This window comes from Burkholderia cepacia ATCC 25416 (assembly GCF_001411495.1).
Taxonomy (GTDB): Bacteria; Pseudomonadota; Gammaproteobacteria; order Burkholderiales; family Burkholderiaceae; genus Burkholderia; species Burkholderia cepacia.
On the sequence record NZ_CP012981.1, the window covers coordinates 716685 to 739294 of the forward strand.

Sequence of the window (22610 nt, forward strand, 5' to 3'; positions counted from 1 at the left end):
CGCCAGCCGGGCCGAAAGACGAGCGCCCGGTGCGGCGTTATGCGCTCAGTGAAGCGCCGCGCCGGCCGGCAGCACGGATTCGCCGGTGTCGATCAGGTCCTCGAGAAAGAACGGCTCGGTGTTGAGTTCCTTCGACTCGCCCGGTACGCCCGCGTACCAGGTCACCATGGCCATGTCGCCCAGGATGCGCTGGACGATGCCGCGTGCGCCCTTCGGCACAGCGATATGGGTAGTGCAGACAATCGACCCGACATGCATGATGGTTCCCCACTCTTGACTCTTGAAACCCGGCTCGATGGCGAGCCGGCAAATGCACGATCCGCGCGCTCTCGTCGGAGCGTTGCGCGTAATCCCATTGTTCACGGTTTATCGAAGCGCGAAAAGAAGAAGAAGCAGGCGAAGTGCCGCGAATTCGTCGAATGTCTCCAATCAACCACTGCGCCGGACAGGCGCTTGCCCGCCCGGTTACCCCCATCATACCCTGTCGAATGTGACTGCCCGCCGAATCCGCGTCGGCACCGCGACGCGCCCGCGACGCATGCCGCACGCGCATCGCGGGCCCGGTGCCGCATCACCGGGAAATTTCGCGCGACCGCCGTGGCCGAACGACGCCGCACCGTCATCGCCTTCCCCGTACCTCGAACGCAACCGGCACGACGACGGTTGCGCGCACACCGCCCGCTTCGCCGCCCACTTCGCCGCCCGCATCACCGCGTGCTTCACCGCACGCCGCGCTGCGTCATGCAATGCCACCGACAGTGGTTGCGTCCGATGTCGGCCTTGCGGTACCTTTGATGCTTCATTCGCGTTCCAGCGCATTCCGATCCGATGCATCCGCTCACGTCCGCCCTTGCAAAATCCCGGCCGCAGTTCGACTCGCGGCCGCAGGCGTGTGCGCATCCGTCGGTTCTTCCTCCTCCTGTCGCACCGCCGCTCGTCGGCGCCGCGCCGCCCCCTCCGGCGGCACGCGCCGGCTGACCAGCCGGCTTCCGTTTCGTCTTCCATTCGCCCGCAGGCTTGCATTCGTGCGTCGTGACGCACGGCTCGCTGCTGCGCGCGCGAATGGAACGTTCCGATCCGTTCGACAGGTGGATTCACATGGTTTCGTTCAAACGCGCGCTCGCCGCGCATGGCGCGACGTCGCTCTTCGTGCTGCTGTGGAGCAGCGGCGCGATCTTCGCCGAACTCGGTCTGCGTCACGCATCCGCGTTCGTCTTTCTCACCGCACGTTTCGCCCTTGCATCGCTCGTGCTGCTCGGGCTCGCCTTCGTGCGCAAACGCTGGCTGCCGCCGCGCGGCGAACGGCGCATGGCCGCGTTGACCGGCTTGCTGATGATGGGCGGCTATTCGATCTTCTACCTGCTCGCGCTCGAACGCGGGATCGCGCCGGGTGTGCTCGCCACGATCCTCGGCGTGCAGCCGATCCTCACGCTCGCGCTCGTCGAGCGACGCTGGCAGCCCATGCGCATCGCGGGACTCGCGCTGTCGCTCGCCGGCCTCGCGCTCGTCGTGTGCCGCGGCGTGGGCGACGGCGGCCTGTCGCTCGCGGGCATCGCGTGCGCGCTCACCGCGCTCGTCGCGCTGACCGCCGGCTCGCTGCTGCAAAAGCGCGTACGGGCGGCGCCTGCCGACGTGCTGCCGTTGCAGAATGCGATCGGCCTCGCGCTGTGCGTGGCGATCGTGCCGTTCCGGCCGGTGTCGTTCGACATGAGCTGGGCGTTCGTGATCCCGCTGCTGTGGCTCGGCATCGTGATCTCGGTGATCGCGCAACTGCTGTTCTACCGGTTGATGCAGCGCGGCGATCTCGTCAACGTGACGAGCCTGTTCTATCTCGTGCCCGTCGTCACCACGCTGATGGATGCCGTGTGGCTCGGCAACCGGCCCGAGCCGCTCGCGCTCGCCGGCATGGGCGCGATCATCGCGGGGCTTGCGCTCGTATTCCGCGCGCCGGCCGCCCGCGTGCGGCCCGACCGCGCATGAGCGGGTGTGCCGCCGCGCCTGCGGGTGCGGCGGCACACACCGGACACATGCGACGAATCGGCAGAAATCGAAAGGCACGAGAAAGATGTGCGCAAGGCGTTCGTCTGACTTGCGGGAAAAATGCGTGATACGCCGGGCATTCCGCTGATTTTTAATGGTTCGGATAGCGAAAAGCGCTGCCGGTTGCCTATACTCGAATTGACCGGCCCGCTCGCAATCGGGTCGCGACCAACACTAGAAACACCCGGCATGGAGCCGGAGCAAACGCTGAAGTGCCGACTCCGGCCGAGATCCCACAGGGATGGGGCCGGAGTAAGCGCTGAAGTACCGACTCCGGCCGAGATCCCACAGGGATGGGGCCGGAGTAAGCGCTAAAGCGCTAACTCCGGCCGACACTGGAGACACGCATGACAACCTACTTCACGATCGGCGACTTCATCCTGTTGATTCCGATGGCGCTGGCCGGAGCGCTATTTCTCGGCGCGGTGCCGTGCGCAACCGAGTTCCGCCACAACCTGCTACGCGTGCTGGGCGTCATCCTCGGCGTCGGCGTCGCGGTATTGCTCGTCGAAGGCCTGCCTGCGCTGATCTAGCGGCGCACCACCCGTGCGTGCCGTGCATCGCTGCACCGCAGCGATGCGACAGGCCGCACGCGAGCCATTGATACGACACGCGATATTTCGCATGCCGTATCGACCGCCGGTCAGATCGCCTGATCGGTGGACGGCTTTTCCCACAGATTGATGCCGCCTTCCGTCGCGTAACGGTCGATCTCCGCGAGTTCCTCCGCCGAGAATTCGAGGTGCTTCAGCGCACCGACGTTTTCACGCACCTGCTCCGCACGGCTCGCGCCGATCAGCGCGGACGTCACGCGGCCGTTGCGCAGCACCCATGCGAGCGCCATCTGCGCAAGGCTCTGCCCGCGCCGCTCGGCGATCACGTTGAGCTTGCGCACATGCTCGAGGTTGTCCGCGCTCAGATGATCCTGCTTCAGCGAGCCGCCGCCCGGCTTGTTCACGCGCGCGTCGGCCGGCACGCCGTTCAGGTACTTCGACGTGAGCAACCCCTGCGCGAGCGGCGTGAACGCGATGCTGCCCGTGCCGATCTCGTCGAGCGTGCCGAGCAGCTCGGTTTCGACCCAGCGGTTCAGCAGGTTGTACGACGGCTGATGGATCAACAGCGGCACCTTGTACTGCGCGAGCAGCTCGGCCATCTCGCGCGTCTTCGCCGCCGAATACGACGAAATGCCGATATAAAGCGCCTTGCCCTGCTGCACGGCCGACGCGAGCGCGCCCGCCGTTTCCTCGAGCGGCGTGTGCGCGTCGAAGCGGTGCGAATAGAAGATGTCGACGTAGTCGAGCCCCATCCGCTGCAGGCTCTGGTCGAGGCTCGCGAGCACGTACTTGCGCGACCCGCCGCCGCTGCCGTACGGCCCCGGCCACATGTCCCAGCCGGCCTTCGTCGAGATCAGCAACTCGTCGCGATACGGCCGGAAATCCTCCTTCAGCAGCCGGCCGAAGTTGGTTTCGGCACTGCCGTACGGCGGCCCGTAGTTGTTCGCGAGATCGAAGTGGTTGATGCCGAGGTCGAACGCGGTACGCAGGATTTCGCGCTGCGTCGAGATCGGCGTCGAGTCGCCGAAGTTGTGCCACAGGCCGAGCGACAGCGCGGGCAGTTTGAGCCCGGATTTGCCACAGGTGCGGTATTGCATGTCGGCATAACGTTCGGAAGCTGCTTCGTAGGCCATGAGTCTGTTCCGTCAGGACATCGGAGGAAGGGACGCGCGCCGGCCGCGCCGATGGCGCGACGGCGGCGAAGGAGTCATACGACGACTATGGTAGCGAAAGCGGCCGGATCGCGCACGGCGGCACGGCGATGGACGCGGCCGCGGCCGTCGCCTACACTGCGGCGTCTCGAATCACCGTTTCAGCGAGGTTGGTATGTCCCGGGTCATCTCGGTTGCACTGCTCGTCGGCGGCGTCGTGCTGCTGTATTTCGGCGGCCAGTCGTTCCATTCGATCAACGACAACGTGTCGCGCTTCTTCACCGGTTCGCCCGCGACGAAGACGATCCTGCTGATCGCGGGCGGCGCCGTCGCATCGTTCATCGGCCTGATCGGCCTCGCGATGCCGGGCAACAAGCGCTGATCGCGCAGCCGCGCGATGCACACGCGACCCGCGTCGTGCGACCGCGCCGCGCCAAGCGAAACGGGCGGCCAGGCCGCCCGTTGCTTCATCCGCCGGCGATGCACCGCATCGCGTGACCGCGGTGGTGTCACCGCCCGTCCGGTCCGAACCTAGAACTGCACTTCCGGCTTCGACGCCGAGCGCGTGCCGGGCAGCGGCCGGTTGCTCGCGCCGTGATAGGTGTACACGAGCGAGAACTTCACCTGGTCGGAACGGTTCTGTCCGGCCGAATGCAGCGTATTGCTGTGGAAGAACACCACGTCGCCCGTCTGCAGCGACGGGCACGTGGCCGCATCGATCATCTTCCGGTTCGCCGGCAGGTCGCTGCGGAAGAACTTCGCATCGTCGAACGCTTCAGGCCCGAATTCGGCCGTATGCGACCCCGGCACGAGCCACAGTGCGCCGTTCTCGTTCGTTTCCGGCCCGAGCGCAAGCCACACCGACACCATGTCCGGGCGCTCGAACGACCAGTAGCGGAAATCGCGATGCCAGCCGGTCAGGCTGCCGTACGCGGGATGCTTCGTCATCATGCAGTTGTGATGCGCGCGCGACAGCACGGGTTCTTCGCCGAAATACTCGCGCATCCACGCACCGATTTCGGGTGCGATCGCGCGCTCGGCGAACGCCGGATCGCGTGAATACGCATCGAGCAGCCGCCGCACCGTATGCCCGCCCGGCGCATGCTTGGACTCGGGCGCGCCCGGGTAGCGCAGATCCGCCTCGAACTCGATCGGCTCGGCCGCCTCCCGCAACTGGCGCTCCGCGATCTGCCTGAGCGCCGCGCACTGCGCTTCGCCGACGAGGCCACGCGCGACGACAAAGCCGCGCTCGCGCAATTCCGCGACTTGCGCGCGGATCGATTCCGACTGCAATGGAGACGACATGGGATGCCAGACGTTTATTGTGTGAATGTGACGATTGTAAATCGGCGCCGGATGCCGCGAACAGCACCATTGTCATGCGCAGGGGCATGCCAATCGCGGATTTGATCCGGCTCAAGGGAACTGTTCGTCGCGGCACCTGCCTCACCGACAGGCGGTATGCGGCACACGCCTTGCGGCACAAGGGTTTATCGCGACTTTTGCCCGTCATGAATCCCCTGTAGCCTGTCGCGGCCTGTCAATTCTGGCGGGCGCGGCGCGCAGCGAGTTTCAGTAAGATCCGTTGCGTCATCCGAGGCCGTTCATACCAGTGCGCTCTCCAGGGCGCCATCCATACAAGCGAAGCATCGTTCACATGCCATTCCGTCTGACTTCCCGTCTCAGCCGCGCTGCGAAGCGCGTCGTGCCGACCGCTCCTGCCCGCTCGCTGCGCCATCACCGCGCACGCACGCAGGCGCTGGCCGAGCGCACGCCCGCCCACAGCCGGCTGGATGGTATCCGTGCGTGGTTCCACGCATTTTTCTCGATGATGAGTGCACAGGCCTTCTCGCGCCGTGCCGGCCTGCGCTCGCTGCTGCAGAAACCGTCGTCGCTGCGCGCGCTCGCGCTGCGCCGCACGCTCGGGCCGCAACGCCGCGTCAACCGTCCGCGCCGCCTCGCGGCCAGCAACGGCTGGTTCGGGTTCGGCGCGCGCTGAGCGCACGCCGGCGGGCACCGCGCGCGACGATCGCCGTCGCGCCGTTTGTCCGGTTGCCTGTTTGTCCGATTGCCCCGACGATCGGAGCCCATAAAAAAACCCCGGCTAGCCGGGGTTTTTTCATTTCAGGCGAACGACGCTTACGCGACGCGTGCCGTCGGCTCGACGCCGGCCGCTTCGGCCAGTGCGAGCGCCTTGTCGGTCGCTTCCCACGAGAATTCCGGCTCTTCGCGGCCGAAGTGGCCGTAAGCAGCCGTCTTCTCGTAGATCGGGCGCAGCAGGTCGAGCATCTTGATGATGCCCTTCGGACGCAGGTCGAAATGCTCGCGCACGAGCTTCGTGATCACCGCATCCGACACGCGGCCCGTGCCGAACGTGTTGACCATCACCGAGGTCGGCTCGGCGACGCCGATCGCGTACGACACCTGGATCAGCGCGCGCGACGCGAGGCCGGCGGCGACGATGTTCTTCGCGACGTAGCGGCCTGCGTACGCAGCCGAACGGTCGACCTTCGACGGATCCTTGCCCGAGAACGCGCCGCCGCCGTGCGGTGCGGCACCGCCGTACGTGTCGACGATGATCTTGCGGCCGGTCAGGCCGCAATCGCCCTGCGGGCCGCCGATCACGAACCGGCCGGTCGGGTTCACCAGGAACTTGATGTCGCCCTTGATCAGGTCGGCCGGCAGCGTCGGCTTGATGATTTCCTCGATCACGGCTTCGCGCAGCGCGGGCAGCTCGATGTCCGGTGCGTGCTGCGTCGACAGCACGACGGTGTCGATCGAATGCGGCTTGCCGTCGACGTAGCGGACGGTGACCTGCGACTTCGCGTCCGGGCGCAGCCATTGCAGGCGGCCGTCGCGGCGCAGGCTGGCCTGGCGCTCGACGAGACGGTGCGACAGGTAGATCGGCAGCGGCATCAGTTCCGGCGTTTCATCGCACGCGTAACCGAACATCAGGCCCTGGTCGCCCGCACCCTGATCGAGGTTGTCGTCGTGTGCACGATCGACGCCCTGGGCGATGTCCGGCGACTGCTTGTCGTACGCGACGAGCACCGCGCAACCCTTGTAGTCGATGCCGTAGTCGGTGTTGTCGTAGCCGATGCGCTTGATCGTGTCGCGCGCGATCTGGATGTAGTCGATGTTGGCCGTCGTGGTGATTTCACCGGCCAGGACGACGAGACCCGTGTTGCACAGCGTTTCCGCCGCGACGCGGGAATACTTGTCTTGCTCGAGGATGGCGTCGAGGATCGCGTCCGAGATTTGGTCCGCGACCTTGTCCGGATGGCCTTCGGAGACGGATTCGGACGTGAAGAGATAATCGTTTGCCACTTTTTCAGGCTCCTGTGTGGTTACGGTTGGTTTCACGTAGCCAGCTTCGTTGGGCCTGAAGCGGCGACGCTTTAGCGGATTACCAGGACCGGGCAGCGCGTATGACGCCAACCGGCTTCGCCCCGCAAGTTGTCAGTTAACTCGGCGAAGCCCGTATTATAGCGGCTTTCCTGAATTGTCACAGAGCGCCGCCCGTGCTGCATCTTCCGCTGTCTCACCTACCTGTTCGCAACGCGCCGGCCAGCCGGTTCCACGGAGGTTTCGCATGCTAGGTCGTCTAGGCACGCACCTCGCCATTGGCTTGCTGAAACTGCTCGCCCTGTTGCCGTACGGCCTGACCGCACGGTTCGGCGATGGTCTCGGCTGGCTGCTCTACAAGATCCCCAGCCGGCGAAAACGCATCGTACACACCAATCTGAAACTCTGCTTCCCGGATTGGAGCGATGCACGCCGCGAGGAAGTGGCAGGCCAGCATTTCCGCCATGCGATCCGCAGCTACGTCGAGCGCAGCGTGCAGTGGTTCGGCTCGGAGAAAAAGCTCGCGAAGCTGATCCAGGTCGACAGCGCGGTCGACCTCGACGATCCGGACCTGCCGCCGACGCTGTTCCTCGGCCTGCACTTCGTCGGCATCGAAGCCGGCTCGATCTGGCTGAACCGTTCGCTCCACCGCCGCTGCGGGTCGCTCTACCAGCCGTTCTCGAACGCCGTGCTCGAGGAAGAGGCGAAGAAGGCGCGCGGGCGTTTCGACGCCGAGATGGTCGGCCGCGCGGACAGCGCGCGCGTCGTGCTGCGCTGGCTGCGCGACCGCAAGCCGGTGATGCTCGGCGCCGACATGGATTACGGGCTGCGCAATTCGACGTTCGTCCCGTTTTTCGGCGTGCCCGCGTGCACGCTGACGGCGGTCGGCCGGCTCGCGAAGACGGGCCGCGCGCAGGTCGTGCCGTTCATCGGCGAAGTGCTGCCGAACTACAAGGGTTATCGCCTGAAGGTATTCAAGCCGTGGGATCAGTACCCGACGGGCGACGACGATCTCGACGCGCGGCGGATGAACGAATTCCTCGAGGAACAGATCCCGCTGATGCCCGAGCAATACTATTGGGTCCACAAGCGCTTCAAGACGCGCCCGGCCGGCGAGCCGAGCCTGTACTAACCCTGCCGGAAGACGTTCGCAGGCGGGCCGTCATGTACGCGCCTGCGCCCTCGCCACCTTCGGCGCGCCCTTCGCGCGCGCCCGCCACAGATCGTGGGCCGACTGCTGCGCGAGCCACGGATCGGCCCGCCCCCCGTTTTCCTCGCCGAGCCACGCTTCGAGGCGCAGCGCCATTTCCGGCGAGATGCCGGCATGGCCGTGCAGGATTCGCGACAGTGCGGCACGCGTCACGCCCAGCTGCGACGCGGCCTCGGTGACGGTCAGGCCAAGCGCCGGCAGCACGTCGTCGCGCAGCGTTTCGCCCGAATGGGGCGGATTGATGATGCGGTTCATGGCTTGAATGAGCTCGCTGGAGGTTGACAGGGCGTATGGCGAAACAATACGAATCTCCGGGTGGCCTCATCAATTGAACGAGTACGAAAACGCCCGGAACGCCCGCGCAGGACGCCCCTGTCGGCTGCATGTATCATTTGCGGTTGAGATCAGCACGACGAACGAGGCCGCCCGGCATGGCGCGGCGTCGCGCGAGCCGCGCTGACCGCCTTGTTCGCCATGGAAATCCGGACCCAGTGAAACTCTCGTTCACCAAGATGCACGGCGCGGGCAACGACTTCGTCGTGCTCGACGGCTATTCGCGCGCATTGCCGCCGCTCACCGAAGCGCAGGTGCGCGCGCTCGCCAACCGCCACTTCGGCATCGGCGCCGATCAGTTGCTGCTCGTCGAAAAACCGACCGTCGACGGCGTCGATTTCAAGTACCGGATCTTCAATTGCGACGGCGGCGAGGTCGAACACTGCGGCAACGGCGCGCGCTGCTTCGTGAAGTTCGTCAGCGACCGCGGCCTGACCGACAAGCGCAGCGTGCGCGTGCAGGTCATGAAGGGTCTGATCACGTTGACGATGCAGGACAACGGCGAAGTCGTCGTCGACATGGGTGCGCCCGTGTTCGCGCCGGCGCAGGTGCCGTTCGATGCGGCAGGCCTCGACGGCCGCACCGAGGGCCGCGACACGTTGTGGCCGCTCGACGTCGGCGGCGCGACGCGCTGGATCTCGACGGTGTCGATGGGCAACCCGCACGCGGTGCAGATCGTCGACGACGCCGAAGCGTATCCGGTGCTCGAGGAAGGCCCGCTGATCGAGCACCACGCGCGCTTCCCGGAGCGCGTGAACGCCGGCTTCATGCAGATCGTGTCGCGCAGCGAAGTGCGGCTGCGCGTGTACGAACGCGCGGCGGGCGAGACGCTCGCGTGCGGCACCGGCGCGTGCGCGGCGGTCGCGGCCGGCATCCGGCGCGGCCTGCTCGATTCGCCCGTGACCGTGCACACGCACGGCGGCACGCTGACGATCAGCTGGGACGGCGCACGCGACGAAGCTGCCGCGCTGATGATGGCCGGGCCCGCCACGACCGTGTTCGAAGGCGAGATCGACCTGCCTGCCTGACCCTGCAACGTCCTTGATAACTGAACGCTCCAGCCACATGAACGATCGCGAAGTCGCCGACTACCTGCTCGCCAATCCCGAATTCTTCGCGCAGCACGCCGAACTGCTCGCGACGATCCGCCTTGCGAACCCGCACGGCAAGGCCGCGATCTCGCTGCAGGAGCGGCAGATGGAGATGTTGCGCGACAAGAACAAGCATCTCGAGCGCCGGCTCGCCGAACTCGTGCGCTACGGCCACGAGAACGACAGCCTGTCCGCGAAGTTCAGCCGCTGGACCGCCCGCGTGATCGCGGAACGCGATCCGTACGCGCTGCCGCGCACGATCGCCGACGGCATCGCCGACGTATTCGACGTGCCGCAGACGGCACTGCGCGTGTGGGACGTCGCCGACACCTATTCGCAGGCCGACTTCGCGCGCCAGGTCGGCGAGGAAGTGCGCCTGTTCACGAACGGCCTGTCGACGCCGTACTGCGGTGCGAACACGGGCTTCGAGGCCGCGCAGTGGCTCGCGCCCGCGGTCGCCGCCCCGGCCGCGAATGCGGCGGAAGGCGCGGACGCCGCGCCGCCGGCCGGCGACGGCTCGGCCGCATCGGTCGCGCTGCTCGCGCTGCGCGCGCCGCTTGCCGGCACCGATGCGCCCGCGTTCGGCCTGCTCGTACTGGGTTCGCCCGACCCGCGCCGCTTCCACGACGGGATGGCCACCGACTTCCTCGCGCAGATCGCAACGCTCGCGAGCGCCGCGCTCACGCGCCTGCTGCCGCACTGAGCCTGCCGCACGCGATGACAGACGATCCGGTCGCCGCCTACCTGTCGAACCTGAAGCACGTCAGGCAGCTGTCGGAGCACACGCTGCGCGCCTACACGCACGAACTCGACGAACTGAAGAAGCTTGCGGCCGGCCGGCCGCTCGAAGTGCTGACGGCCGCCGACATGCGCGGCGCGGTCGCGCGCGCGCATGCGGGCGGGCTGTCCGCACGGTCGATCGCGCACCGGCTGTCCGCGTGGCGCGCGTTCTACCGCTGGCTCGCGCAGCGCATCGACATGCCCGCGAACCCGGTCGCCGCGGTGCGCGCGCCGAAACGCCCGAAGACCTTGCCGAAGGCGCTGTCGGTCGACGACGCATCGGCCCTGATGGACGCACCGCTCGCCGGCACGACCGAAAGCATCCGCGATCACGCGATCCTCGAGCTGTTCTACTCGTCGGGGCTGCGCCTCGCGGAGCTGATCGGGCTCGACGTCATGTACACGCAGGCCGACGGCTACCGCTCGGCCGGCTGGCTCGATCTCGCCGAAGCCGAAGTCACCGTGCGCGGCAAGGGCAACAAGGAGCGCAAGGTGCCGGTCGGCCGCAAGGCAATCGATGCGCTGAACGCATGGCTCGCGGTGCGCGGCGAATTCGTGAAGCACGATCCGCATCCGCTGTTCGTGTCCGTGCGCGGCAACCGGATGTCGCCGGGCGTCGTGCGCGAGCGCGTGAAGCGCGCGGCGCTCGCCGCGGGCATCCCCGCCAATGTCCATCCGCACGTGCTGCGCCACTCGTTCGCGACGCACGTGCTGCAGTCGAGCGGCGACCTGCGCGCGGTGCAGGAACTGCTCGGCCACGCGAGCGTGTCCGCGACGCAGGTCTATACGTCGCTCGACTTCCAGCATCTCGCGAAGATTTACGACAGCGCGCATCCGCGCGCGAAGAAGCGCGACTGACGCGCGTCCCGTGTTACCCGCCGCGCGCGGCGACCGGCCACGGTCGGCTTCGCGCACGGCCCATTTCGATCTCATCATGCAAACCGTCACCCTCAAGCCATCCAAGGACAAATCGCTGCTGCGCCGCCATCCGTGGATCTACGCCAATGCGATCGACCGCGTCGACGGCAAGCCCGCGCCCGGCGCGACCGTGATCGTGCGCGCGCACGACGGCCGCTTCCTCGCGCGCGGCGCGTACAGCCCGCAGTCGCAGATCCGCGTGCGCGTGTGGAGCTTCGACGAGAACGAGCCGATCGACCACGCGTTCTTCAAGCGCCGCGTGCAGCGCGCCGTTGCGCACCGCACGACGATGGTGTCGGGCACGGGCGCGGTGCGGCTCGTGTTCGGCGAAGCCGACGGGCTGCCGGGGCTGATCGTCGACTATTACGTCGCGGACACTGCCGAAGCCGGCGCGGCGCCGCGCGGCCAGCTCGTCTGCCAGTTCATGGCCGCAGGCGTCGAAGCATGGAAGGACGCGATCGTGAAGGCGCTCGTCGGCGCGACCGGCTGCCCGAACGTGTACGAGCGCTCGGACGTGTCGATCCGCGACAAGGAAGGGCTCGAGCAGACGACCGGCGTGCTGGCCGGCGATGCGCCGCCCGCGACGCTGATCTCGAACGAAAACGGCGTGCGCTATCACGTCGACGTGCCGAACGGCCACAAGACGGGCTTCTACGTCGACCAGCGCGACAACCGCGCGCTGGTTGCGCAGTACGCGGCTGATCGCGACGTGCTGAACTGCTTCTGCTACACCGGCGGCTTCTCGCTCGCGGCGCTCAAGGGCGGCGCGAAGCGTGTCGTGTCGATCGACTCGTCGGGCGATGCGCTCGCGCTCGCGCAGCAGAACGTCGTCGCCAACGGTTTCGACGCCGAACGCGCGACCTGGCTCGACGCCGACGCGTTCAAGACGCTGCGCCGCCTCGTCGACGAAGGCGAGCGTTTCGACCTGATCGTGCTCGATCCGCCGAAGTTCGCGCCGACCCGCGACAGCGTCGATCGCGCGGCGCGCGCGTACAAGGACATCAACCTGAGCGGCTTCAAGCTGCTGCGTCCGGGCGGCCTGCTGTTCACGTACTCGTGTTCGGGTGCGATCGACATGGACCTGTTCCAGAAGATCGTCGCGGGCGCGGCTGCCGACGCGAAGGTCGACGCGCGCATCCTGAAGCGGCTCGGCGCGGGCGTCGATCACCCGCTGCTCGCGGCATTCCCGGAAGGCGAATATCTGAAGGGCCTGCTGTTGCAAATCGTCTGATCGCCCCGATCTACGCGCGTAACCTTCCGCCGGCCGCGGCCTCGCGCCCGGCGGATTCGCATTCCCGCCTGTCGTTCGGACGACGGGCGGGGGCTTGACAGGTATGTTTCAATGGATGGTTGTGCGCCCCGGCTGCCAGCGCGAGCGGGCGCAACGCACATCCTGGTTTTGACCCCGATTCACGAACCACAGGCGATTGACATGGCCACTCCCGTCACCATCCTCACCGGCTTCCTCGGCAGCGGCAAGACGACGCTGCTCAAGCGCATCCTGAACGAACAGCACGGCATGAAGATCGCCGTGATCGAGAACGAGTTCGGCGAAGAGAACATCGACAACGAAATCCTCGTGCAGGATTCGAACGAGCAGATCATCCAGATGAGCAACGGCTGCATCTGCTGCACGATCCGCGGCGACCTCGCACGCGCGCTCGGCGACCTGGCCGCGAAGAAGCGCGAAGGCAAGCTCGACTTCGACCGCATCGTGATCGAAACCACCGGCCTTGCGAACCCGGGCCCCGTCGCGCAGACCTTCTTCATCGACAGCGAAATCGCCGACGACTTCCTGCTCGACGCGGTCATCACGCTGGTCGACGCGAAGCACGCGAACGCGCAGCTCGACGAGCACGAAGTCGTGCAGCGCCAGGTCGGCTTCGCCGACCGGCTGTTCATCACGAAGTCGGACCTGGTCGACGACCAGACCGTGGCCGGCCTGAAGCACCGCCTGATGCACATGAACCCGAAGGCCGCGATCAAGGTCGTGAACTTCGGCGAAGCCGACATCAAGGAAATCTTCGACCTGCGCGGCTTCAACCTGAACGCGAAGCTCGAGATCGACCCCGACTTCCTCGCCGAGGACGATCACGCGCATCATCACCACGATCACGACCATGATCACGATCACGCCAATTGCGACCACGATCACGGTCAATGCGCGCACGATCACGACCACGGCCACCACCATCACCACCACGCGCACCACGACGACAAGATCAAGTCGTTCGTGTATCGCAACGACCGCCCGTTCGACCCGAACAAGCTGGAAGACTTCCTCGGCGGCATCCTGCAGATCTACGGCGAGCGGATGCTGCGCTACAAGGGCGTGCTGTACATGAAGGGCGTCGACCGCAAGGTCGTGTTCCAGGGCGTGCATCAGATGATGGGCAGCGACCTCGCCGCGAAGTGGCTGCCGATCGAGAAGAAGACGAACAAGATGGTGTTCATCGGCGTCGATCTGCCGCAGGACCTGATCACCGACGGCCTCGACGCCTGTCTCGCCTGACGCGCGCGGGCAACCGCCGCACACGCCGCCGCGCGGCCGCCCCGCGGGCGGCTGCGGCGGCCGCGGGGCGCCCGTTTCGGGCAGGGTTTCGCCGTCATCGCTTTTTCGCGATTTGCGCGTTATATTTTCTAGATATTGGCGCAGCCGACGGGGATCGACCCGATACGGCGCCCGCTTGCGATTCAGTTACAATACGTGCCCGCTGGAGTACGGCAACAAACAGGCCCGGTTCTTGCTGAACCAGTTTTCCGGGCATCGCAACCGCGCCGGATCGCCAATCCGCCTCCCGGCCGCGGCCGATGCGATGTGCCGCGCAGCACACCGGTTCGCAGCGCGCGCAACTCCGCGCCAGGCCTATCCTGGTATTTGAGAACCGGTTTTCCAGAGGCTTTCGGCCCCGCGGCGGCAAATCGCAAATGATTGCAAGCGCGGTTGCGGGTAATCCCAAAGTGCAGGCAATATCTCTCGATTTGCCGCACATTGAAGAAGCAAGCAGATGACGAAGAAACTCTTGACCGAAGCCGAAATCCTGAAGATGAGCGACAAGGATTACATGAATGAGGATCAGCTCGCCTTCTTCAAAAATCGGCTCGAACAGTTGCAGGCGGACATCCTCAAGAATGCAGGCCAGACGACCGAGAACCTGCGCGAGACGGTGATCGTCCCCGATCCCGCCGATCGCGCGACGATCGAGGAAGAGCACGCGCTCGAGCTGCGCACGCGCGATCGCGAACGCAAGCTCCTCAAGAAGGTTCAGCAGTCGCTCGCCCGCATCGATTCCGGCGATTACGGCTGGTGCGAGGAAACCGGCGAGCCGATCGGCATTCCGCGGCTGCTCGCCCGTCCGACCGCCACGCTGTCGCTCGAGGCGCAGGAGCGCCGCGAGTTGCGCCAGAAGCTGTTCGGCGACTGATCGAGCGGCGTTCCGCTCAGACACGCTGCTTCCCGAAAGCGCGCGGCCTGCCGCGCGCTTTTTGTTTTTCCGGCACCGGCTCGCGGTTGGCCGGTTTTCCGATTTGCCTCCCGCCTCTTGATATCCCCGCGCCCGCCCTAAAATGAAACGGACGCGCGCCGGGCCGCTTCCCGGCGCACTGCGAGTTACGCGGCGGCGCCTCGCGCCGCCCGACTCTTCCCCGTTTTTCTCAAGGAACGCAGATGGAGCAATTTCACGGCACGACCATCGTTTCGGTCCGGCGCGGCGACAAGGTCGCGCTCGGCGGCGACGGCCAGGTAACCCTCGGCAACATCGTCATGAAGGGTGGCGCGCGGAAAGTGCGGCGGATCTACAACAACCAGGTGCTGGTCGGATTCGCGGGCGGCACCGCCGATGCGTTCTCGCTGCTCGACCGCTTCGAGGCGAAGCTCGAGAAGCACCAGGGCAACCTGACCCGCGCGGCCGTCGAGCTCGCGAAGGACTGGCGCACCGACCGGATGCTGCGCCGCCTCGAGGCGATGCTGATCACGGCCGATGCCACCACCACGCTCGTGATCACCGGCAACGGCGACGTGCTCGACCCGGAAGAGGGCATCTGCGCGATCGGTTCGGGCGGTGCGTATGCGCAGGCCGCGGCCCGCGCGCTCGCGGAGAACACCGAGCTGTCCCCGCGCGAGATCGTCGAGAAGTCGCTGAAGATTGCCGGCGACATGTGCATCTACACGAACCACAACCGCATCATCGAAACGATCGAGTAAGGACCGCACCATGAGCACCATGACCCCTGCCGAGATCGTCTCGGAACTCGACAAGCACATCATCGGCCAGGCCAAGGCGAAGAAGGCCGTCGCGGTCGCGCTGCGCAACCGCTGGCGGCGCCAGCAGGTCGCCGACCCGCTGCGCCAGGAAATCACGCCGAAGAACATCCTGATGATCGGGCCGACGGGCGTCGGCAAGACCGAAATCGCACGCCGCCTCGCGAAGCTCGCCGACGCGCCGTTCATCAAGATCGAAGCGACCAAGTTCACCGAGGTCGGCTACGTCGGCCGCGACGTCGACAGCATCGTGCGCGACCTGATCGAGATCTCGGTCAAGCAGACGCGCGAATCCGAGATGCGCAAGGTGCGCAGCAAGGCCACCGACCAGGCGGAAGACCGCATCCTCGACATCCTGCTGCCGCAGCCGCGCGCGGTGGGCTTCGGCGGCAATGCCGACCACGCGAACGACGACAACAACGCGACGCGCCAGACCTTCCGCAAGCGCCTGCGCGAAGGCCAGCTCGACGACAAGGAAGTCGAGCTCGACCTCGAGCAGCCGTCGGCCGGCATGGACATCATGGCGCCGCCGGGGATGGAAGAGATGACCGAGCAGATCCGCTCGATGTTCTCGAACCTCGGCAGCGGCAAGAAGCAGCGTCGCAAGGTGAAGATCAAGGAAGCGCTGAAGCTGCTGACCGACGAGGAAGCGGCGAAGATGCTGAACGACGAGGAAGTGAAGACGAAGGCCGTGCAGAACGTCGAGCAGAACGGCATCGTGTTCCTCGACGAGATCGACAAGATCACGTCGCGCAACAACGAAGGCAGCGGCGGCGAAGTGTCGCGCCAGGGCGTGCAGCGCGACCTGCTGCCGCTCGTCGAGGGCACGACGGTCAACACGAAGTACGGGATGGTGAAGACCGATCACATCCTGTTCATCGCGAGCGGCGCGTTCCACCTCGCGAAACCGAGCGACCTGATTCCCGAACTGCAGGGCCGCTTCCCGATCCGCGTCGAGCTCGACTCGCTGTCGGTGGAAGACTTCGAGGCGATCCTCGATGCGACCGACGCGAGCCTCGTCAAGCAGTACCAGGCGCTGCTCGCGACCGAGGACGTGCAGCTCGAATTTGCCCGGGACGGCATCCGCCGTCTCGCGGAGATCGCGTATGCGGTCAACGAGAAGACCGAGAACATCGGTGCGCGCCGGCTGTACACGGTGATCGAGAAACTGCTCGAGGAAGTGTCGTTCTCGGCCGGCAACCATGCCGGCGAGCGCGTGACGATCGACGCGAAGTATGTCGACCGCGCGCTGGGCGAAGTGTCGCAGGACGAAGACCTGTCGCGCTACGTGCTGTAACGCGCGCGGCGTCCGACGAAAAACGGGCGGCCCCTTGCGGGGTCGCCCGTTTTTTCATGGTCAGGCGATGCGGCGCCCGTGCCTGCCCGTGGAATGCGGCTGATGGCAAGTGTGCTGGTGCGTCCCTATAATCCGGACTCCTCCGGCCAAGTACCGACGCATTCGTCACCGCCTTCGAATGACCATCTACCCGTCCGTCGCCGGCCGAATCGTGCCGGCCTTGCTCGCGCTCACGCGCGCCGACATCCTGTCGCTCCTGCGCCGGATCAGGCGGGATTCGCTGCGGCGCTACAACGTCGCGTTTGTACTCGCGTGGCTGGGCACGCTGGCGGGCATCGCATTCGCCAGCGTGGCGATCAGCATCGGCATCCAGTTCGTCGCGCGTGGCGTATCGGCAACGCCGTGGCCGCTGGCCAGCGCCATCGTCGTCGGCGGATGCGCGCCGCTGCTCGCCAACGTCTTCGACTCGGCGCTGCTCACGCTCCTGCTGAAACGCGAGATCGTCGCCTGCCTGTCGCGAGTCCCGGGCGCACCCGGCTGACGCGCCGGGCGCAAGTACCCGCTTACTGCCGCACCGGCTTCTTCGCGAGCTTGCGCTGCAGCGTGCGGCGGTGCATGTTCAGCGCGCGCGCCGTCGCCGAGATGTTGTTGTTGTTCTCGGCCAGCACGCGCTGGATGTGCTCCCATTCGAGCCGGTCGACCGACAGCACGACCGGATTCTCGAGCGCTTCGTCGGCCTGCACTTCGGTCGCGTTGGTCTGCAGCGCGGCCAGGATCGACTCGACGTTCGCGGGTTTCGCGAGATAGTTGTCGGCGCCTTCCTTCACCGCCTGCACGGCGGTCGCGATGCTCGCGTAGCCGGTCAGCACCAGGATTCGCGCATCGGGCTGCAGGTCGCACAGCGGCGCGATCAGGCTCAGGCCCGAATCCTCGCCGAGATGCAGGTCGACGGTGATGAACTGGAACTTGCCGCCCGCGGCAAGCCGCAGCGCCGCCTCCTTGTCGTGCGCCTGCTGGACCGCGTAACCGCGGCGCTCGAGGCCGCGCGCGAGCGTGCCCGCGAACACCTCGTTGTCGTCGATCACCAGGAAATTGTTCTCGCTCATGTGGTTTCTCCGTCTACGTGTTGGTTGAGGCGGCCGGCGCCGCGACGCGCACCGCCGGCAGGCGCAGCACGGCCCGCGTGCCGCGTGCGGCGGATGTGCCGGCCGCGCGGCTGTCCGGCGTGCCGGTTGTCCGTTCGGACGCGCGCTGGCCCGCACGCTGTCCCGAGCCGGTCGCGGCGTGACCATTCGCCGCCCCGCCGGCCCGCCCGTTGCCGCCCGCCGCGCGCGGCACGACATCGGACAGTTCGATCTCGCCGCCGAGCCGCGCGGCCGCGCTGAACGCGAGATACAGGCCGACCCCGTGCCCGCCCTGCGTGCTGTCGACCGGCATCGCGCCGAGCGACTCGCGCAGCGCGGCCGGAATGCCGGGCCCGTCGTCGCACACCTCGAATTCGATCTCGTCGGCCGCGCCGGCGTGCGCGACCTTCGCGGCCAGCGTCACGCGCTGCGGGCTCGCGCGCGCGGCGTTGTCGAGCAGGATCGTCAGGATCTGGCCGGCCGCGACCGTGTCGTCGAGCGCGACGCCCGCCGGGCGCGCACCGAGCAGTTCGAACTGCACGTGCGGATGCCGCAGGCGCCAGTGCTCGACGAACGTGTCGAGCCAGTCGTCCACCGGCTGGCGGCTCGCGGGTGCGCTCGCGCGGCTGCGCAGGCGCGCGAGCGCCGACGTGCAGAGCGTCATCTGCTCCTCGAGCACCTTCAGGTCGGCTTCGTAGCGGGCCAGCCCCGGATCGGCGCGCGCCGCGTCGCGCAGTTCCTCGGCAAGCATCGCGATCGTCGACAGCGGCGTGCCCATCTCGTGCGCGACGGTGGCGGCCTGCACGCCGAGCGCGACCGCCCGCTCGTCGCGCAGCAGGTGCGCCTGCGCTTCGCCGAGCGCCGCGTCGCGCTGGCGCAGCGCGTTCGACATGCGCGCGACGAACCACGCGATCAGCCCGACGCTGACCATGAAGTTCGCCCACATCCCGGTACGGTAGTAGTCGAACAGGTTGGCCGGGTTATCCATGTTGAGCGGCACCGAGTCGAAGCCGAGCGCCGCGTAGCACGCGACCGCGAACGCCGCGAGCCAGATCATCAGGTGCCACGGCAGCACGGCCGCCGCGATCGCGAGCGAAGGCAGGTACAGCGACACGAACGGGTTGGTCGTGCCGCCCGACAGGAACAGCAGCGCGGACAGCGCGCCGAGGTCGACCCACAGCTGGCCGAGCAGCTCGAAATTGGTCTCGGGCCGCGCGCGCAGCACGCGCACCCAGGTCAGCGCGTTGAAAACGATTTCGAGCGCGATGACCATCAGCATCGCCGGCAACGGCAGATGCACGCCGAAATAGGTCTGCACGACGCCGATCGTCACGAGCTGGCCGATGATCGCGAGATTGCGGAGCCAGAACAGGTGACTGAGGTTGACGCGCCCGGTGGTGGTGATTCGTTGCATCCGGGCAGTTTACCCGTTTAGCGGGCCGCGCCTCTAGCGGGGCCGGATCGGAGCGGGCGAACGGTGCGCACCACATGCCCGGCCAGCGCCGTCAGCCGGCCGCGCCGGCCATGCGCTGCGCGATCTCGTCGGCCAGGCACTCGGGGCACCGGCAGCGCGCGCCGGCCGCAGGCTGTGTGCCGCCGGGCAGCACCGGCATCGACGCGCACCAGCATTCGAACGGTTGCGTGCGCGCGCCGCAGTCGAAGCCGCGCCCGCAGTGCGGGCAGCGCACGCGGCGCGGGGCGGAACGATCGGCGGCGGCGGCGGAATCGGTCATGACGGAATCGCGGAAACGGGCATGAAGTCGCCCTACGCGACAAGCATAGCGCGGCGGACGGATCTTGCATGCCGGCCGCCCGGCCGAAGTTCGTCGCGAACGCACGCGGACCAACCCGCCGCCGCTGCCCGCGCACCGCCGCCCGCATCGCGCAGCGCCATAGCCGGCGGGCCGCCGCGCAGGGTGTCCGACCCGCGCCGACCGCCGTCCGGCCAGCCCAAAAACCCGATGCTGCGCTGCGCCACTCCTGTACAATTCGCCGTGTTTCAACCGTTCCCAGCCAGAGCCGCCGCCATGTCCGAGCCCATCGACCTCTCGCAGATCGCCCCCACGCTGAAAGCAGAAATCCTCGCCGAGGCGCTGCCGTATATCCGCCGTTACCACGGGAAAACCGTGGTCATCAAATACGGCGGCAACGCGATGACGGAAGAGCGGCTCAAGCAAGGCTTCGCGCGCGACGTGATCCTGCTGAAACTGGTCGGCATCAACCCGGTGATCGTCCACGGCGGCGGTCCGCAGATCGATCACGCGCTGAAGAAGATCGGCAAGGCCGGCACCTTCATCCAGGGCATGCGCGTCACCGACGAAGAGACGATGGAAGTCGTCGAATGGGTGCTGGGCGGCGAAGTGCAGCAGGACATCGTGATGCTGATCAACCACTTCGGCGGCCACGCGGTGGGCCTGACGGGCAAGGACGGCGGCCTGATCCACGCACGCAAGCTGCTGATGCCGGACCGCGACAACCCGGGCCAGTACATCGACATCGGCCAGGTCGGCGAAGTCGAGGCGATCAACCCGGCGGTCGTGAAGGCGCTGCAGGACGACGCGTTCATCCCGGTGATCTCGCCGATCGGCTTCGGCGAGGACGGCCTCTCGTACAACATCAATGCCGATCTGGTCGCGGGCAAGCTCGCCACGGTGCTGAACGCCGAGAAGCTGCTGATGATGACCAACATCCCCGGCGTGATGGACAAGGACGGCAACCTGCTGACCGATCTGTCCGCGCGCGAGATCGACGCGCTGTTCGAGGACGGCACGATCTCGGGCGGCATGCTGCCGAAGATCTCGTCGGCGCTCGACGCGGCGAAGAGCGGCGTGAAGTCGGTGCACATCGTCGACGGCCGGATCGAGCATTCGGTGCTGCTGGAAATCCTGACCGAGCAGCCGTTCGGCACGATGATCCGCTCGCATTGAGCGCGCGCCGCAAACCCTCCAGCCCCGACCTGCCGGCGTCGCTGCGGCGCCGGCGCATCTCGCGCAGCCGGCCGCGTGCCGGCGCGCCCGTCTGGCTGTTCGATCTCGACAACACGCTGCACCACGCATCGCACGCGATCTTTCCCGAGATCAACCGTGCGATGACGCAATACATCATCGATGCGCTCAACGTCGAGCGCGCCGAAGCCGACCGCTTGCGCACCGGCTACACGCAGCGCTACGGCGCCGCGCTCCTCGGTCTCACGCGCCATCACCCGATCGATCCGCACGACTTCCTGCGCGCGGTTCACACGTTTTCCGATCTCCCCGCTATGGTGCGCGCCGAGCGCGGCCTCGCGCACATCATCGCCGCGCTGCCGGGCCGCAAGTTCGTGCTGACCAACGCGCCGGAGAACTATGCGCGCGCGGTGCTGCGCGAGTTGCGCATCGAGCGGCTGTTCGAACGCGTGATCGCGATCGAGCACATGCGCGACCGCCGCACGTGGCGCGCGAAGCCTGACCACATGATGCTGCGCCGAACGCTGCGCGCCGTGCATGCGCGCCTGTCCGACGCGATCCTCGTCGAGGACACGCGCGGCCACCTGAAGCGCTACAAGCGTCTCGGCATCGGCACAGTCTGGATTACCGGCCATCTTCCCGGCCACCTGCCGGGTACCGGCCGCCCGCACTATGTCGACCAGCGGATTCGTTCGTTAAAATCGCTTCGACTGGGCACTCGATCGGGGCGACAGAAATGCAGCCGACTCACCCGCAGGACCAAGCCGTAACGGACGATCAGGCATCACCCGCCCGCACCCGTACGCGCCCGAAGCCGGGCGAGCGCCGCGTGCACATCCTGCAGACGCTCGCGACGATGCTCGAGGCGCCGAAGCGCGAGAAGATCACGACGGCCGCGCTCGCGGCCCGGCTCGACGTGTCGGAAGCGGCGCTGTACCGCCATTTCCCGAGCAAGGCGAAGATGTACGAAGGGCTGATCGAGTTCATCGAGCAGTCGCTGTTCGGCCTCGTCAACCAGATCGTCGCGAAGGAGCCGAACGGCGTGCTGCAGGCCCGCACGATCGCACTGACGATGCTCAATTTCGCCGCAAAGAACCCGGGGATGACGCGCGTGCTGACGGGTGAGGCGCTGGTCGGCGAGGACGAACGGCTCACCGAGCGCGTGAACCAGTTGCTCGATCGCATCGAGGCGACGGTCAAGCAGTGCCTGCGGGTCGCGCGCACCGAGGCGAATGCGCCGCCGGACGGCGCGGCGCCGTTCGCACTGCCGGCCGACTATGATCCGGCCGCGCGGGCGAGCCTGCTCGTCAGCTACGTGATCGGCAGGTGGCACCGCTTCGCGAAAGGCGGGTTCCAGAAGCCGCCCGGCGAGCAAGCCGACGCGCATCTGCGGCTGATTCTGCAGTAGCACACCGTCGACTCGCATCCGGCAACGCCTGCCGGTTGCGCGCATTCGACGACGGATGGTGCGGTCGTCCCGTCAAGGGGCGGTGTCGATTCGCACCTTGCCGCCTCCCTCTGCAGGCGGCAAATACGCCACGCCAATTCGAACTTGTCCAAT

At 67.0% G+C, this 22610-nt stretch carries 25 protein-coding genes; 17 read left to right on the plus strand and 8 right to left on the minus strand.

The genetic code is table 11. The annotated features are described in order from the left end of the window. Nucleotides 1-45: 45 nt before the first annotated feature. On the minus strand, nucleotides 46-258 hold the full coding sequence (locus tag APZ15_RS03280; RefSeq protein WP_004198969.1) for a hypothetical protein: 213 nt from the start codon (nucleotides 256-258) through the stop codon (nucleotides 46-48). A gap of 840 nt (nucleotides 259-1098) precedes the next feature. Between APZ15_RS03280 and APZ15_RS03285 the strand changes: the two genes are divergently transcribed. Next, entirely contained in the window at nucleotides 1099-1980 is an 882-nt protein-coding gene (locus APZ15_RS03285; protein WP_027788881.1) for a DMT family transporter, read from the plus strand. A 407-nt stretch (nucleotides 1981-2387) separates the two neighbouring features. Continuing rightward, the gene (locus APZ15_RS03290; RefSeq protein ID WP_011353526.1) at nucleotides 2388-2573 is read left to right on the plus strand and encodes a hypothetical protein; all 186 of its coding nucleotides are present in this window, start codon (nucleotides 2388-2390) and stop codon (nucleotides 2571-2573) included. 110 nt (nucleotides 2574-2683) lie between these two features. On the opposite strand, the gene mgrA is transcribed toward APZ15_RS03290, so the two are convergent. Then, a complete protein-coding gene (mgrA, locus tag APZ15_RS03295; RefSeq protein ID WP_027788880.1) occupies nucleotides 2684-3727 on the minus strand; it encodes an L-glyceraldehyde 3-phosphate reductase in 1044 nt (347 codons plus the stop codon). 193 nt (nucleotides 3728-3920) lie between these two features. Here mgrA and APZ15_RS03300 point away from each other — a divergent pair, with 193 nt between their 5' ends. Further along, nucleotides 3921-4127 carry a DUF3185 family protein gene (locus APZ15_RS03300; RefSeq protein WP_021163509.1) on the plus strand — a complete coding sequence of 69 codons (207 nt, stop codon included), beginning with the start codon at nucleotides 3921-3923 and terminating at the stop codon, nucleotides 4125-4127. Nucleotides 4128-4276: 149 nt separating this feature from the next. Here APZ15_RS03300 and APZ15_RS03305 read toward each other — a convergent pair whose 3' ends face one another. Next, nucleotides 4277-5050, minus strand: coding sequence for a phytanoyl-CoA dioxygenase family protein (locus APZ15_RS03305; protein ID WP_027788879.1), 774 nt, complete (start codon nucleotides 5048-5050; stop codon nucleotides 4277-4279). Between the two features lie 352 nt (nucleotides 5051-5402). Here APZ15_RS03305 and APZ15_RS03310 point away from each other — a divergent pair, with 352 nt between their 5' ends. Beyond that, entirely contained in the window at nucleotides 5403-5744 is a 342-nt protein-coding gene (locus tag APZ15_RS03310; protein ID WP_021163507.1) for a hypothetical protein, read from the plus strand. Nucleotides 5745-5884: 140 nt separating this feature from the next. On the opposite strand, the gene metK is transcribed toward APZ15_RS03310, so the two are convergent. After that, nucleotides 5885-7072: a methionine adenosyltransferase gene (gene metK / locus APZ15_RS03315; RefSeq protein WP_011353531.1), complete on the minus strand. Its 1188-nt coding sequence runs from the start codon at nucleotides 7070-7072 to the stop codon at nucleotides 5885-5887. 265 nt (nucleotides 7073-7337) lie between these two features. Between metK and lpxL the strand changes: the two genes are divergently transcribed. Then, a complete protein-coding gene (lpxL, locus tag APZ15_RS03320; protein ID WP_027788878.1) occupies nucleotides 7338-8222 on the plus strand; it encodes a lauroyl acyltransferase LpxL in 885 nt (294 codons plus the stop codon). 30 nt (nucleotides 8223-8252) lie between these two features. Here lpxL and APZ15_RS03325 read toward each other — a convergent pair whose 3' ends face one another. After that, nucleotides 8253-8555 (minus strand): HigA family addiction module antitoxin, encoded by a 303-nt coding sequence (locus APZ15_RS03325; RefSeq protein WP_027788877.1) that lies wholly within the window; start codon nucleotides 8553-8555, stop codon nucleotides 8253-8255. Between the two features lie 236 nt (nucleotides 8556-8791). Between APZ15_RS03325 and dapF the strand changes: the two genes are divergently transcribed. The 9 genes from dapF to APZ15_RS03370 all read left to right on the plus strand — a co-directional run bounded on the left by dapF (nucleotide 8792) and on the right by APZ15_RS03370 (nucleotide 17521). Then, a complete protein-coding gene (gene dapF, locus APZ15_RS03330) occupies nucleotides 8792-9661 on the plus strand; it encodes a diaminopimelate epimerase (RefSeq protein WP_027788876.1) in 870 nt (289 codons plus the stop codon). Nucleotides 9662-9698: 37 nt separating this feature from the next. Further along, entirely contained in the window at nucleotides 9699-10427 is a 729-nt protein-coding gene (locus tag APZ15_RS03335) for a DUF484 family protein (RefSeq protein WP_027788875.1), read from the plus strand. 14 nt (nucleotides 10428-10441) lie between these two features. After that, nucleotides 10442-11362, plus strand: a complete 921-nt coding sequence (gene xerC, locus APZ15_RS03340) for a tyrosine recombinase XerC (protein ID WP_027788874.1) — start codon at nucleotides 10442-10444, stop codon at nucleotides 11360-11362. A 76-nt stretch (nucleotides 11363-11438) separates the two neighbouring features. Then, nucleotides 11439-12653 carry a class I SAM-dependent rRNA methyltransferase gene (locus APZ15_RS03345; RefSeq protein WP_027788873.1) on the plus strand — a complete coding sequence of 405 codons (1215 nt, stop codon included), beginning with the start codon at nucleotides 11439-11441 and terminating at the stop codon, nucleotides 12651-12653. A gap of 201 nt (nucleotides 12654-12854) precedes the next feature. Continuing rightward, nucleotides 12855-13934 (plus strand): CobW family GTP-binding protein, encoded by a 1080-nt coding sequence (locus tag APZ15_RS03350; protein ID WP_021156274.1) that lies wholly within the window; start codon nucleotides 12855-12857, stop codon nucleotides 13932-13934. 496 nt (nucleotides 13935-14430) lie between these two features. Next, nucleotides 14431-14847: an RNA polymerase-binding protein DksA gene (dksA, locus tag APZ15_RS03355; RefSeq protein ID WP_006477498.1), complete on the plus strand. Its 417-nt coding sequence runs from the start codon at nucleotides 14431-14433 to the stop codon at nucleotides 14845-14847. A 242-nt stretch (nucleotides 14848-15089) separates the two neighbouring features. Beyond that, nucleotides 15090-15626, plus strand: a complete 537-nt coding sequence (gene hslV / locus APZ15_RS03360; protein ID WP_021156275.1) for an ATP-dependent protease subunit HslV — start codon at nucleotides 15090-15092, stop codon at nucleotides 15624-15626. A 10-nt stretch (nucleotides 15627-15636) separates the two neighbouring features. Further along, nucleotides 15637-16980, plus strand: a complete 1344-nt coding sequence (hslU, locus tag APZ15_RS03365) for an ATP-dependent protease ATPase subunit HslU (protein ID WP_027788872.1) — start codon at nucleotides 15637-15639, stop codon at nucleotides 16978-16980. Between the two features lie 211 nt (nucleotides 16981-17191). After that, nucleotides 17192-17521 (plus strand): hypothetical protein, encoded by a 330-nt coding sequence (locus APZ15_RS03370; protein ID WP_226153339.1) that lies wholly within the window; start codon nucleotides 17192-17194, stop codon nucleotides 17519-17521. 22 nt (nucleotides 17522-17543) lie between these two features. On the opposite strand, the gene APZ15_RS03375 is transcribed toward APZ15_RS03370, so the two are convergent. The 3 genes from APZ15_RS03375 to APZ15_RS03385 all read right to left on the minus strand — a co-directional run bounded on the left by APZ15_RS03375 (nucleotide 17544) and on the right by APZ15_RS03385 (nucleotide 19837). Next, a complete protein-coding gene (locus APZ15_RS03375) occupies nucleotides 17544-18086 on the minus strand; it encodes a response regulator transcription factor (RefSeq protein ID WP_021156278.1) in 543 nt (180 codons plus the stop codon). Nucleotides 18087-18099: 13 nt separating this feature from the next. Further along, nucleotides 18100-19518, minus strand: a complete 1419-nt coding sequence (locus APZ15_RS03380; RefSeq protein ID WP_027788870.1) for an ATP-binding protein — start codon at nucleotides 19516-19518, stop codon at nucleotides 18100-18102. 91 nt (nucleotides 19519-19609) lie between these two features. Then, nucleotides 19610-19837 carry a cysteine-rich CWC family protein gene (locus APZ15_RS03385; protein WP_027788869.1) on the minus strand — a complete coding sequence of 76 codons (228 nt, stop codon included), beginning with the start codon at nucleotides 19835-19837 and terminating at the stop codon, nucleotides 19610-19612. Between the two features lie 294 nt (nucleotides 19838-20131). Between APZ15_RS03385 and argB the strand changes: the two genes are divergently transcribed. The 3 genes from argB to slmA are packed head-to-tail and all read left to right on the plus strand — an operon-like array spanning nucleotide 20132 to nucleotide 22457. Further along, a complete protein-coding gene (gene argB, locus APZ15_RS03390; protein ID WP_006490510.1) occupies nucleotides 20132-21031 on the plus strand; it encodes an acetylglutamate kinase in 900 nt (299 codons plus the stop codon). Beyond that, a complete protein-coding gene (locus APZ15_RS03395) occupies nucleotides 21028-21819 on the plus strand; it encodes a pyrimidine 5'-nucleotidase (protein WP_027788868.1) in 792 nt (263 codons plus the stop codon). The genes argB and APZ15_RS03395 overlap by 4 nt, the downstream gene beginning before the upstream one ends. Beyond that, a complete protein-coding gene (gene slmA / locus APZ15_RS03400) occupies nucleotides 21786-22457 on the plus strand; it encodes a nucleoid occlusion factor SlmA (RefSeq protein WP_027788867.1) in 672 nt (223 codons plus the stop codon). Before APZ15_RS03395 ends, slmA begins: the two co-directional genes overlap by 34 nt. Nucleotides 22458-22610 lie beyond the last annotated feature (153 nt).

Bases quoted from the DNA above. Each gene is read 5' to 3' on its own strand.
- APZ15_RS03280 (WP_004198969.1), bottom strand. From the start codon at position 258: ATGCATGTCGGGTCGATTGTCTGCACTACCCATATCGCTGTGCCGAAG.
- APZ15_RS03285 (WP_027788881.1), top strand. From the start codon at position 1,099: ATGGTTTCGTTCAAACGCGCGCTCGCCGCGCATGGCGCGACGTCGCTC.
- APZ15_RS03290 (WP_011353526.1), top strand. From the start codon at position 2,388: ATGACAACCTACTTCACGATCGGCGACTTCATCCTGTTGATTCCGATG.
- mgrA (WP_027788880.1), bottom strand. From the start codon at position 3,727: ATGGCCTACGAAGCAGCTTCCGAACGTTATGCCGACATGCAATACCGC.
- APZ15_RS03300 (WP_021163509.1), top strand. From the start codon at position 3,921: ATGTCCCGGGTCATCTCGGTTGCACTGCTCGTCGGCGGCGTCGTGCTG.
- APZ15_RS03305 (WP_027788879.1), bottom strand. From the start codon at position 5,050: ATGTCGTCTCCATTGCAGTCGGAATCGATCCGCGCGCAAGTCGCGGAA.
- APZ15_RS03310 (WP_021163507.1), top strand. From the start codon at position 5,403: ATGCCATTCCGTCTGACTTCCCGTCTCAGCCGCGCTGCGAAGCGCGTC.
- lpxL (WP_027788878.1), top strand. From the start codon at position 7,338: ATGCTAGGTCGTCTAGGCACGCACCTCGCCATTGGCTTGCTGAAACTG.
- APZ15_RS03325 (WP_027788877.1), bottom strand. From the start codon at position 8,555: ATGAACCGCATCATCAATCCGCCCCATTCGGGCGAAACGCTGCGCGAC.
- APZ15_RS03335 (WP_027788875.1), top strand. From the start codon at position 9,699: ATGAACGATCGCGAAGTCGCCGACTACCTGCTCGCCAATCCCGAATTC.
- xerC (WP_027788874.1), top strand. From the start codon at position 10,442: ATGACAGACGATCCGGTCGCCGCCTACCTGTCGAACCTGAAGCACGTC.
- APZ15_RS03345 (WP_027788873.1), top strand. From the start codon at position 11,439: ATGCAAACCGTCACCCTCAAGCCATCCAAGGACAAATCGCTGCTGCGC.
- APZ15_RS03350 (WP_021156274.1), top strand. From the start codon at position 12,855: ATGGCCACTCCCGTCACCATCCTCACCGGCTTCCTCGGCAGCGGCAAG.
- dksA (WP_006477498.1), top strand. From the start codon at position 14,431: ATGACGAAGAAACTCTTGACCGAAGCCGAAATCCTGAAGATGAGCGAC.
- hslV (WP_021156275.1), top strand. From the start codon at position 15,090: ATGGAGCAATTTCACGGCACGACCATCGTTTCGGTCCGGCGCGGCGAC.
- hslU (WP_027788872.1), top strand. From the start codon at position 15,637: ATGAGCACCATGACCCCTGCCGAGATCGTCTCGGAACTCGACAAGCAC.
- APZ15_RS03375 (WP_021156278.1), bottom strand. From the start codon at position 18,086: ATGAGCGAGAACAATTTCCTGGTGATCGACGACAACGAGGTGTTCGCG.
- APZ15_RS03380 (WP_027788870.1), bottom strand. From the start codon at position 19,518: ATGCAACGAATCACCACCACCGGGCGCGTCAACCTCAGTCACCTGTTC.
- APZ15_RS03385 (WP_027788869.1), bottom strand. From the start codon at position 19,837: ATGACCGATTCCGCCGCCGCCGCCGATCGTTCCGCCCCGCGCCGCGTG.
- argB (WP_006490510.1), top strand. From the start codon at position 20,132: ATGTCCGAGCCCATCGACCTCTCGCAGATCGCCCCCACGCTGAAAGCA.
- slmA (WP_027788867.1), top strand. From the start codon at position 21,786: ATGCAGCCGACTCACCCGCAGGACCAAGCCGTAACGGACGATCAGGCA.